This is a genomic window from Cesiribacter sp. SM1 (genome assembly GCF_020178975.1).
Classification (GTDB): Bacteria; Bacteroidota; Bacteroidia; order Cytophagales; family Cyclobacteriaceae; genus Cesiribacter.
Genome location: NZ_JAHXBU010000089.1, coordinates 126590 through 142610, shown reverse-complemented (window position 1 = coordinate 142610; position 16021 = coordinate 126590). Strand labels below are relative to the sequence as shown.

General features: G+C 47.5%; 10 protein-coding genes. 8 read left to right on the top strand and 2 right to left on the bottom strand.

Annotated features, from left to right (window positions below; all coding sequences use genetic code 11):
* Positions 1 to 14: 14 nt before the first annotated feature.
* A complete protein-coding gene (locus KWJ01_RS15710) occupies positions 15 to 386 on the bottom strand; it encodes a hypothetical protein (RefSeq protein WP_224997643.1) in 372 nt (123 codons plus the stop codon).
* Positions 387 to 388: 2 nt separating this feature from the next.
* On the bottom strand, positions 389 to 970 hold the full coding sequence (locus tag KWJ01_RS15705) for a DUF4924 family protein (RefSeq protein WP_224997642.1): 582 nt from the start codon (positions 968 to 970) through the stop codon (positions 389 to 391).
* An 86-nt stretch (positions 971 to 1056) separates the two neighbouring features.
* Here KWJ01_RS15705 and lepA point away from each other — a divergent pair, with 86 nt between their 5' ends.
* From lepA to KWJ01_RS15665, 8 genes are all read left to right on the top strand, one after another.
* The gene (gene lepA, locus KWJ01_RS15700; RefSeq protein ID WP_224997641.1) at positions 1057 to 2844 is read left to right on the top strand and encodes a translation elongation factor 4; all 1788 of its coding nucleotides are present in this window, start codon (positions 1057 to 1059) and stop codon (positions 2842 to 2844) included.
* 81 nt (positions 2845 to 2925) lie between these two features.
* Entirely contained in the window at positions 2926 to 3828 is a 903-nt protein-coding gene (locus KWJ01_RS15695; protein WP_224997640.1) for a bifunctional 5,10-methylenetetrahydrofolate dehydrogenase/5,10-methenyltetrahydrofolate cyclohydrolase, read from the top strand.
* A 315-nt stretch (positions 3829 to 4143) separates the two neighbouring features.
* A complete protein-coding gene (locus KWJ01_RS15690; protein ID WP_224997910.1) occupies positions 4144 to 4725 on the top strand; it encodes a 7-carboxy-7-deazaguanine synthase QueE in 582 nt (193 codons plus the stop codon).
* Between the two features lie 7 nt (positions 4726 to 4732).
* Positions 4733 to 6664, top strand: a complete 1932-nt coding sequence (locus KWJ01_RS15685) for an OmpA family protein (RefSeq protein ID WP_224997639.1) — start codon at positions 4733 to 4735, stop codon at positions 6662 to 6664.
* A 196-nt stretch (positions 6665 to 6860) separates the two neighbouring features.
* Complete coding sequence (locus KWJ01_RS15680) at positions 6861 to 10148, top strand: SusC/RagA family TonB-linked outer membrane protein (protein ID WP_224997637.1); 3288 nt, start codon at positions 6861 to 6863, stop codon at positions 10146 to 10148.
* A 17-nt stretch (positions 10149 to 10165) separates the two neighbouring features.
* Positions 10166 to 11635 (top strand): SusD/RagB family nutrient-binding outer membrane lipoprotein, encoded by a 1470-nt coding sequence (locus tag KWJ01_RS15675; RefSeq protein WP_224997635.1) that lies wholly within the window; start codon positions 10166 to 10168, stop codon positions 11633 to 11635.
* Between the two features lie 24 nt (positions 11636 to 11659).
* Positions 11660 to 12967: a hypothetical protein gene (locus KWJ01_RS15670; RefSeq protein ID WP_224997633.1), complete on the top strand. Its 1308-nt coding sequence runs from the start codon at positions 11660 to 11662 to the stop codon at positions 12965 to 12967.
* A gap of 302 nt (positions 12968 to 13269) precedes the next feature.
* Positions 13270 to 15936: a TonB-dependent receptor gene (locus KWJ01_RS15665; protein WP_224997631.1), complete on the top strand. Its 2667-nt coding sequence runs from the start codon at positions 13270 to 13272 to the stop codon at positions 15934 to 15936.
* The last annotated feature ends 85 nt before the right edge of the window (positions 15937 to 16021 follow it).

Below are 16021 nucleotides of genomic sequence, written 5' to 3'. Positions count from 1 at the left end.
TATTAGGAAGTAGTTTACCCCATCCGGATCAGCACAAGACCAGCCAGGATTACCAACACGGCAATCAATAGCTGTAAAAATTTCCTGCCCCTGGCTGCTGCAATACTGTGCACGCCAAGAGGCACCCCTGGATTTGCAGGCTTATAATCTACAAGTATTTGCTGGCCCACATAAAAATCTCCGGCCTGCGCAGCAGGCACCAGAATAGTAAATGTATCCTTACCGGCCAGGTAGCGAATGTTAAGCTGTTGGCTGCTTGTTCTTACCTCCAGCACTATGCCGGGGCTGCGCTTGGCATCTGGGGCAGGGGGCTTTTCCCCTATCAGCCAAATAATAACCAACAGGAGCAGTCCTGCACCAGCGAGAAAAAGGCCGCTTACCAGCATGTTTAATGCTCCCGCTCACGCCAGCGGAAGCTAAGGTAAGAGAGCAGGTCGCCAAATGCAGTAACGGCGGGCATAATTTCCTGGTCTATGGGGCGGCCGTTTAGCTTTAGCAACAGGTAGCCATACACACCATTGAGGGCAGCCTGAACCGGGTTGGTAATAGTGCCGCCGGAGGCTTCCATGCTGTTGCGGATGTGCACAGCCGTTTTACTATAGGTCTGGCGGTACTGCTGATCGGTTTTCAGGAGCTGCTCGTGCAGGTTGAAAAGCCGCTTTACATAATCCTGTGTTTCCTTCAGGTGCCCGCTTTTTTCCAGGCCCTGCTCTTGCATGCGCCGGGCCAGATCGGTGTACCATTCCAGGGCCGCCTGCCGGTCTTCTGCCGGCAAGTGGTCAATTACATTTCTTTTAAGATCCTCAATATCAAAAAAATAAGCCCTTAGCAGATCTTCCGTCTGGTACATGTAAACAATGTACTCGGAAATGTTTTCCTTGCGTTTTCTTTCGGCAATTAGCATAGCAGGAGAAAAAGAGTCTTTCCAAATATGCGTATAATCTTGCTGCAATACAATAAAATGCGGCATGAGCTTTTTTAAGGCACTTTCTGCCCCTTGAACGCTGTTAGGGAAAATGCAGCTATTTCACTACTTTTGTGCTACCATTTTGAACTATGAAAAACATTCGCAACTTCTGCATCATTGCCCACATCGACCACGGTAAAAGTACCCTGGCCGACCGCCTGCTGGAATTTACCCAGACTGTGAGCGAGCGGGATATGAAAGCACAATTGCTCGATAATATGGACCTGGAGCGTGAGCGTGGTATTACCATCAAGAGCCACGCTATCCAGATGAACTATATAAAAGACGGGCAGGAGTATATCCTGAACCTGATTGACACCCCCGGCCACGTAGACTTTAGCTACGAGGTATCGCGCTCAATAGCTGCCTGCGAGGGAGCGCTGCTGATTGTAGATGCCTCACAGGGGGTAGAAGCACAGACTATTTCTAACCTCTACATGGCCCTGGGCCACGACCTGGAGATAATTCCGGTACTCAATAAAATTGACCTGCCCGGCGCCATGCCTGAAGAAATGGCCGACCAGGTCATTGAGCTCCTGGGCTGCGAGCGGGAAGATATTATCCTGGCCAGTGGAAAGGAGGGTATTGGGATCAAGGAAATTCTGGATGCGATTGTAGAGCGCGTTCCTGCTCCAACCGGCGATCCGGAAGCACCGCTGCAGGCCATGATCTTTGATTCTCAGTTTAACTCCTACCGTGGTGTAGAGGTAATCTTCAGGGTACTGAATGGTACCATCCGCCAGGGTGATAAAGTAAAATTCCTTGCTACCGGCAAAGAATACGAGGCCGATGAAATTGGTACGCTAAAGATAACCCAGACTCCGAAAAAAGAAATTAAGGCAGGAGATGTGGGTTACCTGATCTCAGGCATAAAAGTAGCCAAAGAGGTAAAAGTAGGTGATACCATCACGCACAGAGAACGCCCGGCAACCAAGCCTATCAAAGGTTTTGAAGAAGTAAAGCCCATGGTATTTGCCGGTATTTACCCGGTAGAAACCACCGATTATGAGGAGCTGCGCTTCAGCATGGAAAAACTGCAGCTGAACGATGCCTCCCTGGTGTGGGAGCCGGAAACATCTGCTGCCCTGGGCTTTGGCTTCCGTTGCGGCTTCCTGGGCATGCTGCACATGGAGATTGTACAGGAGCGCCTGGAGCGCGAGTTCGACATGACGGTGATCACCACCGTACCCAGCGTACAGTTCCATGCCTACCTGAAAGATGGCGAGCGCGCCATTGTAAATGCCCCCAGTGAGCTGCCAGAGCCCAACTATGTAGATCGTATCGAGGAGCCTTTCATCAAGGCACAGATTATCTCCAAGTCGGAATATGTAGGTTCTATCATGACCCTCTGCATGGACAAGCGCGGCCTGCTGAAAAACCAGGTGTACCTGACCAGCGACAGGGTGGAGCTAACCTTCGATATGCCGCTCAGCGAAATGGTATTCGACTTCTTCGATAAGCTGAAGACCATCAGCCGCGGTTATGCATCGCTGGATTATGAGCTGCTTGGTTTCCGCGAGTCTACCATGGTAAAGCTTGATATTATGCTGAACGGCGAAAAAGTAGATGCCCTTTCAGCAATCGTACACCGCGATAAGGCCTATGAGTGGGGCAAGCGCCTGTGCGAAAAGCTCAAAGAGCTGCTGCCGCGCCAGCAGTTCGAAATTGCCATACAGGCCGCCATTGGTACCAAGGTTATTGCCCGCGAAACGGTAAAAGCCTTGCGCAAAAACGTACTTGCCAAGTGTTATGGTGGTGATATTTCGCGTAAGCGCAAGCTGCTGGAAAAGCAGAAAAAAGGAAAGAAACGCATGCGCCAGGTAGGCAATGTGGAGATACCACAGGAAGCCTTCATGGCTGTACTAAAACTAGACTAATACCTGCAGCTTTGGCTAAATGCCAGAGCTGCACTGTTTTATAGCATATAGCTGAATCTATATTTAATACTCTCGCATAACATGACAATGCATCAGCGTGGCCATTTGCTTGATGGCAAAACCCTAAGTGAAACTATTCAGGGCGAAATTGCCCAGCAGGTAACCGAACTTAAGAAAAAGGGCCACAGGGCGCCCCACCTGGCAGCAGTGCTGGTAGGGAGCGATGGCGCCAGCGAAACCTATGTGAGCCATAAAGTAAAAGCCTGCGAGCGTGTTGGCTTTGAGAGTACCCTTGTGCGCCTGCCCGATACCATCGTAGAGCAGGAACTCATGGATGTGATTGATGAGTTAAATAATGATGATAACATAGATGGCTTTATTGTGCAGCTGCCCCTGCCCAAGCACATCAGGGTAGATAAGGTGCTGGAGCGCATCAAGCCCTCGAAGGATGTGGATGGTTTCCACCCTATCAATACCGGCCGGATGGTGGCAAACCTGCCAGCCTATAAGCCGGCAACGCCCGATGGTATTGTTGAAATGATCAACCGTTTTAACATACCCACCCAGGGCTGCCATGTGGTGGTGATTGGCCGTAGCCTTATTGTGGGTACGCCCATCAGTTTGCTGCTAAGCCGCGATGGTTATCCCGGTGATGCAACGGTTACGCTTTGCCATCGCTACACCAAAGACCTGGCCAGCTACACCCGCCGGGCCGACATATTGATTGTAGCAGTGGGCATTCCCGGCTTTATAACAGCCGATATGGTAAAAGAGGGCGCTACCGTGATAGATGTGGGCATTACGCGCGTTGCCGACGAATCGAAAAAATCGGGCTTTAGCCTGAAGGGCGATGTGGCTTTTGAAGAAGTGGCTCCCAAGGCTGCCTTTATAACGCCGGTACCGGGTGGCGTAGGCCCCATGACCATTGCCTCGCTGCTCAAAAACACACTGCTGGCAGCCAAAGGCGCTGTATATGGTAAGTAGTTACTTTGGTGAAGTACAGCAGGTGCGTAAGTAGTTTATAGTACAGGGGCAGTGGGCTGGCATTGGCAAAGATGCCAGTCCTGCGCTCTGGTAAGGCCTGGAGAAGGCTGATTCTGTACTATTGCTAAGTTCACCGATATTGATATTTGGCAGCTCCTCACCAGCCCCGGGCTTTAGTCCGGGGTATAAATACATAAAGCCATTTTCTTTTAGAGGACAGGGGAATGGATTAGGAGAAGGAAAGAAAGAGATTTGGAAAAGTTAACCCTACATAAAACAGATAACAAAGCCAGCAATGGCGCCATACTGCCGGTGATGGAGGCCTTCTATACCCTGCAGGGAGAGGGGGCCTGCCAGGGGCAGGCTGCTTATTTTATTAGGCTGGGGGGCTGCGATGTGGGCTGCCACTGGTGCGATGTAAAAGAATCGTGGGATGCAGAAGTGCACCCAAAGCGTTCCGTTGAGGAAGTTGTAGCAGAAGCCAGCCAATATCCGGGGCGTTTGGCCGTTATTACAGGTGGCGAACCACTCATGCACCCGCTGGAGAAGCTGACAACTGCGCTGCAGGATGCGGGATTTAAAACAAACATTGAAACTTCTGGTGCTCACCCCATGAGCGGGCGCTGGAGCTGGGTTTGCCTTTCGCCGAAAAAATTCAAAGCACCACAGCCACAGGTGTATGCTTTTGCAGATGAGCTGAAGATCATCATCTACAACAAGAGCGATTTTGCCTGGGCCGAAGAACATGCTGCCAGGGTGAAGGAGGGTTGCCGTTTGTATCTGCAGCCCGAATGGAGCCGTATGCAGGAGATGCTGCCGCAAATCATTGAGTACATCAAGCAAAATCCGAAATGGCAGATCTCGTTACAGGTGCACAAATTCATGAACATACCATAAGGTTTAAATGCGATACTTCTTTTTGCTACTCTCTGCCCTTATTTGCCTGTTTGTAATAGAGCCTGCCCTGGCCCAGCGCCCGGCTACCTATACTACAAATAATAAAAAAGCCATTAAGGCCTACGAAGCCTCCGAAAATTACCTGGTGCGCAGGCAGTGGGAGCAGGTAATAAGCCTGCTGGAAGATGCAGTGGCAAGAGACGGAGACTTTCTGGAAGCGCGTGTGCGGCTGGCAACTGCTTACCGGGCACTGGGTAATCAGCAAAGAGCAGTGGCGCACCTGGAGGCAGCGGCTAATCCAAAAAAAGGAAGCCCTGCGCCCGAAGCCTTATTTGCCCTGGGCGAAATGTACTGGCAGCTGGGGCGCTACCAGGAGGCGCAGGAGAAACTGCAGGCATACCTGGCAACAAACCCCCGGCAGAAGCCCCTGCTGGCCGCTGCTAATGATATGATAAAGGGAACAGAATTTGCAATTGAGCAAACAAAAAATCCTTTGCCATTCGATCCAAAGCCCCTCCCTGATCAAATAAATAAATACGTGCTGCAGTACTTTCCGGTACTGACAGTAGATGGCCGCACCCTTATTTTTACCCGCCGCGAAGGCTTAAGCCCTGCCTATGATGAAGACATCATGGCGGCTAACTTGGGTGATGCCGGCCAATGGGGTGAGCCTTATTCGCTTTCGGATGCCATAAATACACAAACAAACGAAGGCACCAGTACCATTTCTGCTGATGGCCGTACAATAATTTTTACCTCCTGCCAGGGCAGGCGCAGTTACGGCAGCTGCGATCTGTTTATCAGCACCAGAACGGGCAATACCTGGAGTGAACCCCTTAACCTGGGCGCCAACGTTAATACCAGGGAATGGGAATCGCAGCCGGCACTATCTGCCGATGGCCGTACCCTTTATTTTGTGTCTACCAGGCCGGGTGGTAAAGGCGGTATGGACATCTGGGTGAGCCAGCGCACCGACGATGGCAAGTGGACGGAGAGCCAGAATCTTGGTGCTCCTGTTAATACACGCGGCGACGAAATCTCTCCCTTTATTCATGCCAACGGTCGTACATTGTACTTCTCCTCTAACGGCCATTTAGGTATGGGCGGTTATGATTTGTATATGGCCGAACAGCAGGAGAATAGCTGGCAGGAACCTCGGAACCTGGGCTATCCTATCAACACCAATAAGGACCAGGTATCGCTTTTTGTATCGGCAGATGGTACACAAGGCTACTATGCCCATGAAGAAAAGCAGGGCGATCGGCTTGTATCAAGCAAGCTCTTCACTTTTCAGCTGCCGCCAGAGGCTCAGGTTAAAAACCGGAGCAGCTATGTAACCGGCAGGGTGTATGATGCCCAAACAAAAAAGCCCCTTGGTGCTGACGTGCAGCTCTTTAACCTGGAAAACCAGCAGATGGAACAGCAGGTAGGTGCCGATTCTCAAACCGGTATGTATTACATGGTGCTAACAGAAGGGGCGCCTTATGCACTGTACGTTAGCCATCCCGGATATTTGTTCAAGAGCCTTTCATTCGATTTTGGACAAGGAAATAATCCAAAACCAGTGCAGCTGGATGTTTACCTGGATCCTGTTAAGAGTGGCATGATTACGCGCCTTAGCAATATATTTTTTGATACCGATAAGCACGAAATAAAGCCCATGAGCGAAACGGAATTGCAGCGGGTGGTTAACTTTTTAGATCAGAATCCGGAGGTGCGCATAGAGATTGCAGGGCATACCGATGATGTGGGCAACGCCTCTTATAACCAGCAATTATCAGAAAAAAGAGCCAGGGCGGTGTATCAGTGGCTTGTAAATGCCGGAGTTAGCGCCCAGAGACTTAGGGCAAAAGGCTATGGACAAAGCCAGCCACAGCTGCCAAATACTTCAGAAGAGAACCGCAGGCAAAACCGCAGGATTGAATTTAAGATCTTGTAAGGTTGCGGCTAAACAACAACATTAATTTTTAGTTATGCTTGCATGATTTGCCCCTCAAGTATGAAAATTTATATTTTTTTCATATTCAGAGGTAAAATTTTGGAGCATGTTTTACTAGTGAAATATAATTTCATTAGATTAGCCAGGTAAAGATTTAACTGTTTTTTAATGTTTTTTTAATTTGTTCAAATCATTTATGAAGAGGATTTTACTATTGAGCTTAGCGATGCTCATGGCCATAAGTATGGCGTGGGCACAGCAGGCAGTAACCGGGAGAGTAGTCTCCAAGGCAGACGGGGAAGGGCTTCCCGGTGTTGCTGTGAAAGTGCAAGGCACAGGTACAGGTGCTGTAACCGACATTGATGGTCGTTACAGGGTTGAGGTTCCATCAGGTGATGCAACTTTGGTCTTTTCTTTTGTGGGCTTTGCGGATCAGACCATTCCGGTACAGAACCGGTCTGTGATTGATGTAACGCTTGCAGAAGATGTAGAAACCCTGAGCGAAGTAGTGGTTACTGCCATGAACGTATCAAGAGAGAAAGCTTCTCTGGGTTATTCGCAACAGACACTTGATGCTGAGGCTGTTACTAAAGTTAAGCAAGATAACTTTATTAACTCACTTTCAGGTAAAGTGGCTGGTGTAAACATCAGAACCAACAACACCATGGGTGGTTCTACTAACATCACCATCAGGGGTAACTCATCGTTTACCAACAACCAGCCCCTGTTTATTGTAGATGGTGTACCCATCAGCAACGAAACCAACAACTCACTTAATCAGCAGAATGGCCGCCGTGGTTATGACTATGGTAACCCTGCAGCAGATATCAACCCGGAAGACATTGCTTCCATGTCAATCCTGAAGGGCGCTGCTGCTACAGCTCTTTATGGTTCAAGGGGTCAGAACGGTGTAATTCTGATTACAACCAAAAGAGGTGCCGGTAAAAAAGGTATTGGCGTTACTGTAACCAGTGGTCTTACTGTGGGTAGAATCGACAGATCAACTTTTGCTGAGTACCAGAACCAGTATGGTGCAGGTTATGCTCCTTTCTTTTATGGACAGAGAGAAGATGGTCCTTTCTTGGAAGAGGACATAGATGGCGACGGCCAGCTGGACTGGGTAGTTCCTACCTATGAAGATGGTTCTTATGGTGCTCAGTTCAATCCAAACCTGAATGTATATCAGTGGAACTCCTTTGTTCCTGAGTCTCCTTATTATGGTCAGGCGCGTCCATGGGTAGCCGGAGCAAACTCACCTGTTGAATTCTTTGAAACCCAGAGAACCTGGAACAACAGTGTGGCACTGGCTGGTGGCAACGAAAAATCAAGCTTCCGTTTGAGCTACACTAACCTGGATATGAAAGATATCATGCCAAACAGCTCAATGAACAAGCACACCATTAACTTTAATGGAGCTACTGAGCTTACCAGCAAACTTTCTGCCGATGTAATGTTCCAGTACAACCGTCAGGATGTTCTTGGCCGTTTCTCTACCGGTTACGGCGATAACCTGATGGCTAATTTCCGCCAGTGGTGGCAGACTAACGTTGACATCAAAGAACTTGAAGATATTTACAGAAGAACAGGCCGTAACTACACCTGGAACCCAGGTAATTACGAAGATCCCCTAACGCCTATCTTCTGGGATAACCCATACTGGACCCGTTACGAAAACTTCAACTCAGATTACCGCGACCGCTTCCTGACCAGATTAGGTGTAAACTATAAGTTTAATGACTGGCTGTCGCTGAATCTTAGCGGATCTTTGGATACCTACAACGAAGTAAGAGAAGAAAGACGTGCTGTGGGTAGTGTGCCTACCGAGTTTGGTGTAAACAGCACAGATGAACCTTCTGGCTACGACAGAACTGTTATCGCAAACTCTGAGTACAACTACAATGCGGTACTTAATGTAAACAGAGATCTGAACGAAGATTTCTCGCTGGCTGGCTTGGTTGGTTTTAACTTAAGAAGTGAGCGTTACGACTTTACACAGGCATCTACCAGCGGTGGTTTGGCTGTACCAGGCTTGTATTCACTGAGCAACTCAGTATCGAGCAACCCATTCCCTTTCACATATCTGTGGGAGAAAGAAGTATACGGTTACTTTGCCAATGCTAACATAGGCTACCGCGACTTCCTGTACCTGGATGGTAACTACCGTATCGACGTTTCTTCAGCTTTACCAGTAGAAAACAACCAGTACGATTACTGGTCATTAGGCTTAGGCTTTGTGTTCTCACAGTTGCTTGATGCCGACTGGCTGGATTTCGGAAAAGTTAGAGCAAGCTACGGTACTGTAGGTAACGACACCAGAGCCCTTCGCGTATATGATGTGTACCAGCGTGAAGATAACTTTGGCAACACCATTCTTACCAGGCTGCCTTGGACCAAGAACAACCAGGAACTGCTTCCTGAAAAAACAGCAGAATATGAGTTTGGTCTGCAGGGTAATGCCTTCAAAAACAGGCTTAACTTCGATATCTCTTACTATAACAGAGAAACCTCTAACCAATTGCTTAGCGTAGGTGTGTCGCCTGCTACTGGTTATAGCTCTAAGTTCATCAATGCCGGTACTATCCAAAATAAAGGTATAGAGATGGTACTTGGTGGTGATGTTATACGTACTTCTGATTTCCGTTACAATGCTACAGTTAACTTAACCAGAAACAGAAGCGAAGTGCTTGACCTGAATACTGCAGAAGGCACTGGTCCTCAGAACTATGTTATTGCAAACTTCCAGGGTGGTGTAACTGCTAACGCTACTGTTGGCCAGCCATTTGGTGTACTTAGAGGTACAGGTTACCAGTACCATAATGGTGAGAGAGTTTTAACTGAGGATGGTTATTATGCTGCCGTTGCCGACCAGATTATTGGTGATCCTAACCCTGATTATATCATGGGTATCAACAATAACCTTTCTTATAAAGGATTAAACCTGGGCTTCCTGATTGATATTCAAAGAGGTGGTGATGTATACTCTCTGGATATGCACTACGGACAGGGTACTGGTATTTTCGCAAATACAGTTGGTACTAACGAAAGAGGTGCTCCAATCAGAAATCCATTATCTGAAAACGGCGGAGTATTTAACCCGGGCTATATTTTAACTGAAGAAGGTAACTATGTGCCTAACTTCAATCCGCTTGCCGAAGATGCGGTATATGCACGTGCAGACTACTATGGTGGTGCTTTCTACTGGGGTAATGCCGTTAGAAACCCAAGCCAGATGACCGTATATGATGCTTCTTACGTGAAACTGCGTGAGTTGTCACTGACTTACAGCCTGCCTTCCGATCTGATCGGTAAGTTTGCCTCCAGAATAGACTTGTCTCTGGTAGGTAGAAACCTGTGGATCATTCACAAGAACGTGCCTTATGCCGACCCTGAATCAGGCCTAGGTGCCGGACCAGCACAGGGTTACCTGTCAGGTTCTTATCCTACCGTTCGTACAGTAGGTTTCAAGGTTGAAGTTGGACTATAATATTCGATAACTGAAACATGAAAAGATTACTATATATATCAATACTTACCCTGTTTTTTATAGGGTGCGATGATCGATTAGAGGAACTGAATACGGATCAACGTAATCCTGCAGAGGTAGATCCAACCTCTTTGTTTGCACAAGGCCTGCGCCAGACCCATGACAACATGGCCAGTATCAGTGTGAACAATAATCCGTTTAACCTGTATGCACAATACTGGGCGCAGACTACTTACCCGGATGAAAGCCAGTATAACCTGGTAACACGCTCTATTCCTTTCTTCTTCTGGAGAGGTGTTTACAGAGATGCCCTGGCACAATTCCAGGAAGCACGCGAATTAACAGTTGCGCAGGTTGAATCTGGTACATCCGGTATAGATGAAGCAGTGCTGCAAAACAGACTTGCTGCACTGGACATCATGATTGGTTACAACTATCATGTGCTGGTAGACGTGTTCGGCGATGTGCCCTATACTGAGGCACTGGATCCTGACAACCTGGAGCCAGTTTATGACGATGCACGCACCATCTACAATAGTGTAATTGAAAACCTGCAGGCTGCAACTGCTTCCATCAATCCAGAAGAGCCAGGCTTCCCTGCAAACCAGGATCCTATGTATTTTGGTGACATGGAAAAATGGCAGAAATTCGGCAACTCCCTGTTGTTAAGACTGGGTATGCGCCTGGCCGATGTTGATCCTGCTGCTTCTGTATCTATTGTGAACAATGCCCTGGCAGGCGGTGTATTTGAAAGCAATGCTGATAATGCATCTCTGGCGTACCTGGGTGCTTCACCTAACACCAACCCAATCTATGAAGACCTGGTACTGAGCGGCCGTGCCGACTTTGTGGCAGCGAACACACTGGTTGATATCATGAACGATCTGGAAGATCCCAGAAGAGCAGCCTACTTCAGGCAAAATCTGGGTGAAGGTGTATACCAGGGTGGTGTTTATGGTAGTGCAAATAACTATGGTGCCAATACTCAAATAGGTGATGCCCTGCACCAGCCCGATTTCCCAAGCACGCTCCTGAACTATGCAGAAGTTGAGTTTCTGCAGGCAGAGGCTGCCGAAAGAGGTGGTTATAGCGTGAGTGGCAGTGCTGCAGAACACTATCATGCAGGAATAGAAGCTTCTTTCAACCAGTGGGGCTTATCTGATGCCGCTGCAGCTGCTTACATAGCTCAGCCTGAAGTTAATTATACTACCGCGCCTGGCGACTGGAGACAAAAGATTGGTCTGCAGCTGTGGCTGGCACTTTACAACGAAGGCTTTGAGGCATGGAGCACCTGGAGAAGGCTTGATTTCGTAGCTTTAACTCCTCCTGAGGATATGGATATGTCCGATATTCCATTGCGATTTACTTATCCGCTGGAAGAAGGACAGCTCAACAATCCTAACTATACTGCTGCCGCATCAAGGTTAGAAGGAGGTGATGTAGTTGGTTCAACTATATTCTGGGATACACTCCAGCCTTTATTGTAACAACTACTTTAATATCGATACATAATGAAAAATAGAATATATATAGCTTTTATATTCCTGCTAACTGCGTTTGCAGTATCGTGTGATGATCATGAAATGGATGAGTTCACAGGGCCTTACCGCATTAATTTAGCTGGTCCGGAACACGTGGCTCCCGGTGATGAAGAGGAGTACACCATTGGCGACATCAGTAATCCTGAAAGTTACACATGGACGGTTACAGGCCCTGCTACCATTACCAGTGGTACAAGCGGAAATACCGTAACACTTGAGTTTACAGAAGTTGGCGATGTAACGCTTGTAGTTACTAACGGCAGAGATACACGTGAATACAACATCACTGTTGAGAATGTTGAACCAGCAGTAACAACAACGTATAATGAGCGGAGCCTATACAGAGGTGGCGTTATGGATACTGTATCCTTAGTATTGAGAAACGGTGTTTCAGATACTGTTTTCTTTAACTTTGCCACGCCTCTGGCCAAGGATCCTGAGTTGTTGATGAACGAGGATATCTCTGATTTTATGTCAGGAAGCTTAGGAGATCTGATCAAAGTAGATGCTCAGAACTACTATGCCATCTATACTGCTGGTGAAGGTAATGGTACACCACGGGCCATGTTCAGAAACATTATTGCTACCCCAACTTTTGGTTCTGATACATTAGACAGTGTAATGGTGCAGCTGTACCGTGTAGATAATGTTTTGCCTGTTGCAGATGTTTCTTACTCTGAAGACCTGGTAAATGACAGCACGGTTGTTACTGTAACAGTAAACTTTAGCGAAGAAGTAACTTTTTCAGATAGAGCTGACAGTGCTTTATATGTTACTTTTTCTGGTGCAGGTGTAGAAGCTCAGAGAGATACACTGGTTCAGTCGGCTGATGATCCATTAGTATATACTTATGAATATACTGTTAATGGAGAAGGCAACGGAGAGGTAGATGTTGAACTTGATAACATCATGGATCTTGCCGGGCACCCCCTCACGCTGGTAAACTACGAATCAGACCTGATCGTAGACAATGAAACGCCGGAGGTGCTGCTTGGAAATGCAACGGCTGGCGATGGTGCTGCTGTTATCATTTTTTCTTCTGACGAAGCTGGGACCGGCATGTACCTGATTCTGGAAAGCGATGATGAAGCGCCTGAAGATGCAGAAGCGTTTATGGAGATGCAGGGCGTTGCCTCTGGTTCCTTAAACCTCAATGCTGTTACTCCTGCAAGAACGAGCGTTGGTCTTGCGGCCGGTGAATATGTAGTTTACTACATGGCACAGGACAGAGCTGGCAACTACAGCGATATCACTTCCAGTACGTTAGTGATAGACTAATAAACTTAATTTGTTCTACAGGAAAGAGGTTGTCACGAAAGAGGCAGCCTCTTTCTTTTTTTAGATACCGGCATCCTGATTGTTGCCTGATAAGCGCTGCTGCCATTAGAGAAGCCACTCCCGGTTATATCTTTTTTAAACCAGCCATCACACTTTCTGCGTGTGCTGTTTATTGTTTTTACTATTTTAACATGCCAGCTGCTGTTACATGCTTAGTAACGATTTTGTTAAGAGCCAGGCAGCAAAAGCACACATACCCCGGTAAATTCTTTCAGTAACTTGCCAGAGCGCTCATACCCCTTATGAAATACAGGTACCTTCTATTTTTTTTTCTGATCAGCACCTTACAGGCGAATGCACAGGGCATCAAAAATATTAAGATTGATGAGACCGTGAATGGTAAGCCTCTTAGCGAATTTCTGCTACAGATGGAAAAGGAGCATGGGATTGATTTTATCTTTGAAAAGGCAGTAGTTGCCCCGGTTACGGTATCTGGGGTTACAAATGGAACATACTTTAATACCTACCTGAACCTGCTGCTAGGCCAATATAAGCTTAAGCTGGTAAGGGCTAACCCCGGCACATATTTTATTTTAGAACAGGCAGAGGCAGCAGAATTAGCAGACAGTAAAGAAAGTGTTGCTGTTTTAGCGCTTAAACCAACAGATCAGCAGACCATCAGAGGAGTACTGACCGATAGCGACACCAAACAGCCACTGATAGGAGCCCAGGTGGTGATACCCGGAACTGCAGCAGGCGTACTTACGGATGCAAATGGTTCTTTTCAGTTAAAAGTAGCACCCGGTATTTACAAGATTGAAATGCGCTATGTAGGCTACGAAACCACTACACTCATTGTAGGCTTCAGCCCTTCCGGACAAACAGAGCAACTTAAAGTTAATATGCTCCAGGACATTAGCGAACTGGAAAGTGTAACCATTACCGCAGAACGCGAAGATCACAACATCCAGAGCATGGTGCCCGGTATTGAAAAAATGGGTATAGAAGAAATTAAAAAACTGCCCACTTTTATGGGAGAGGTAGATCCGGTCAAGAGCTTAACAACCTTGCCGGGCGTAAGCACAGTAGGGGAGTTGTCTTCGGGCTTTAACGTGCGCGGTGGCGAAACAGGACAGAACCTGATTGTACAGGATGGTGCCATGATATACAATCCTACGCACCTTTTCGGATTTTTTTCAGCCTTCAACCCAGATATAGTAAGCGATGTAGCCCTATACAAAGGAGGTGGCCCTGCTCGTTTTGGCGGACGTGTTTCTTCTGTACTAGACATAAAGCTCAGGAACGGCAGCCTGGCCCGGCACCAGGTAAAGGGTGGCATTGGCCTTATATCCAGCAGGCTTAGCGTAGAGGGTCCTATACTCAAGAATAAAGCTTCGTACATCATAGGTGGCAGAATTTCCTATAGTAACTGGCTGCTGAAAGCAACAGATGACATACAGCTGATGAACAGCTCGGCCAAATTTCACGACATTACTGCCAGAACGTTTTACCAGATCAACCCCAACAACAGCATCAGCCTCTCCGGCTACAGAAGCTATGATGATTTCCGGCTGGCTAGCGATTCAACCATCAGCTGGCAAACTACTAATGCATCCTTACGGTGGGAGCATACCTTTAGCGATGCACTGATTGCTGCATTAACTCTTTCCGGCAGCCAGTACTCCAGCGAAATAAGCAGCGATGACAAGATAGAGCCCTTTGTATACCGGAATGCCGTAAACAACCTATGGCTGCGGTACGATCTTACTCACCGCAGCGAGGGGAGGATAGAGTACAACTTTGGAGTAGAAGCCAGTAACACCCGCATCGAACCCGGACAGCTGGCTCCCCGGGCAGGCAACAGCAATGCAGTACCAATAGACATTAATGATCAGCATGTAGTGGAGGCGGCTGCTTATTGGCAGGCAGATGTGGATCTTTCGGAAAAATGGGCCATTTCTGCAGGACTTAGGTATTCACACTTTTTCCGACTGGGGTCTGATGCTATCTATACCTTTGATTATAACAACATTCAGGGAAGATACCCTGCAATATCAGATACCGTGCATTACGGCAGCGGAGACATCATCCAGGATTACGGTGGTCTGGAGCCGCGCTTGTCTGTACGTTACCTGCTCAATGAAAGTACCTCCCTTAAAGCGAGCTACTTCCGAACACTTCAGTACCTGCACCTGATCTCCAATACAGCCTCGGCCACCCCACAGGATTACTGGATTGCCAGCGGTCCTTATCTGGAGCCCGAAATTGCAAACCAGGGATCAATAGGACTATTTAAAAACCTGAACAGCAACAGGTGGGAGCTTTCGCTCGAAGGCTTCTACAAAGAAATTGAAAACACTGTTGATTACATAGATGGTGCCGACATAACCCTGAATGAAAAGCTGGAAGCAGGTTTACTTAGTGGCAGGGGAGTGGCTTATGGCCTGGAGGTGCTGGTGCGTAAAAACGCCGGGAAATTCAGTGGCTGGATTGCCTACACCTACTCCAGGAGCCTTAGAAAGTTCATTTCTGGCAGTCAGCTCATGACCATCAATAGGGGAGACTATTATCCGGCCCCTTACGACAAGCCACACGATCTTTCGGTGGTGTTAAACTACCAGCTGGCGCCCAGGGTAATGTTTTCATCAAACTTTAGCTACAGCACCGGCCGGCCAATTACCATACCTGTTTCCAAATTCAATTACGATGATTACCTGGCCGTATTGCATTTTTCACAAAGAAATGAGTATCGTATTCCTGACTATCACCGCTTGGATCTTTCGCTGACGCTTGAAGGAAAACAAGGAAAGAATTCTGGTTTCCGGGGAGACTGGGTGTTCTCTGTTTTCAATGTGTATGGCAGAAATAATGCCTATTCCATATTCTTTAATCAGTACGGCACAGCCAGAAAGCTGTCGGTGCTGGGCAGTGCTTTTCCTTCCATCAGTTATAACTTCAGGTTTTTATGATAGGAGGCATTACAGTATCACAGCCTGAAATAGACAACTGTACAGCAGGCTTCATTATTTCGTCAAGAGGATTCTATTCTTTGTG

Coding starts and splice junctions, on each gene's coding strand:
- KWJ01_RS15695 (WP_224997640.1), top strand. CDS start 2,926: ATGACAATGCATCAGCGTGGCCATTTGCTTGATGGCAAAACCCTAAGT.
- KWJ01_RS15705 (WP_224997642.1), bottom strand. CDS start 970: ATGCCGCATTTTATTGTATTGCAGCAAGATTATACGCATATTTGGAAA.
- KWJ01_RS15680 (WP_224997637.1), top strand. CDS start 6,861: ATGAAGAGGATTTTACTATTGAGCTTAGCGATGCTCATGGCCATAAGT.
- KWJ01_RS15675 (WP_224997635.1), top strand. CDS start 10,166: ATGAAAAGATTACTATATATATCAATACTTACCCTGTTTTTTATAGGG.
- KWJ01_RS15710 (WP_224997643.1), bottom strand. CDS start 386: ATGCTGGTAAGCGGCCTTTTTCTCGCTGGTGCAGGACTGCTCCTGTTG.
- KWJ01_RS15665 (WP_224997631.1), top strand. CDS start 13,270: ATGAAATACAGGTACCTTCTATTTTTTTTTCTGATCAGCACCTTACAG.
- KWJ01_RS15690 (WP_224997910.1), top strand. CDS start 4,144: ATGGAGGCCTTCTATACCCTGCAGGGAGAGGGGGCCTGCCAGGGGCAG.
- lepA (WP_224997641.1), top strand. CDS start 1,057: ATGAAAAACATTCGCAACTTCTGCATCATTGCCCACATCGACCACGGT.
- KWJ01_RS15685 (WP_224997639.1), top strand. CDS start 4,733: ATGCGATACTTCTTTTTGCTACTCTCTGCCCTTATTTGCCTGTTTGTA.
- KWJ01_RS15670 (WP_224997633.1), top strand. CDS start 11,660: ATGAAAAATAGAATATATATAGCTTTTATATTCCTGCTAACTGCGTTT.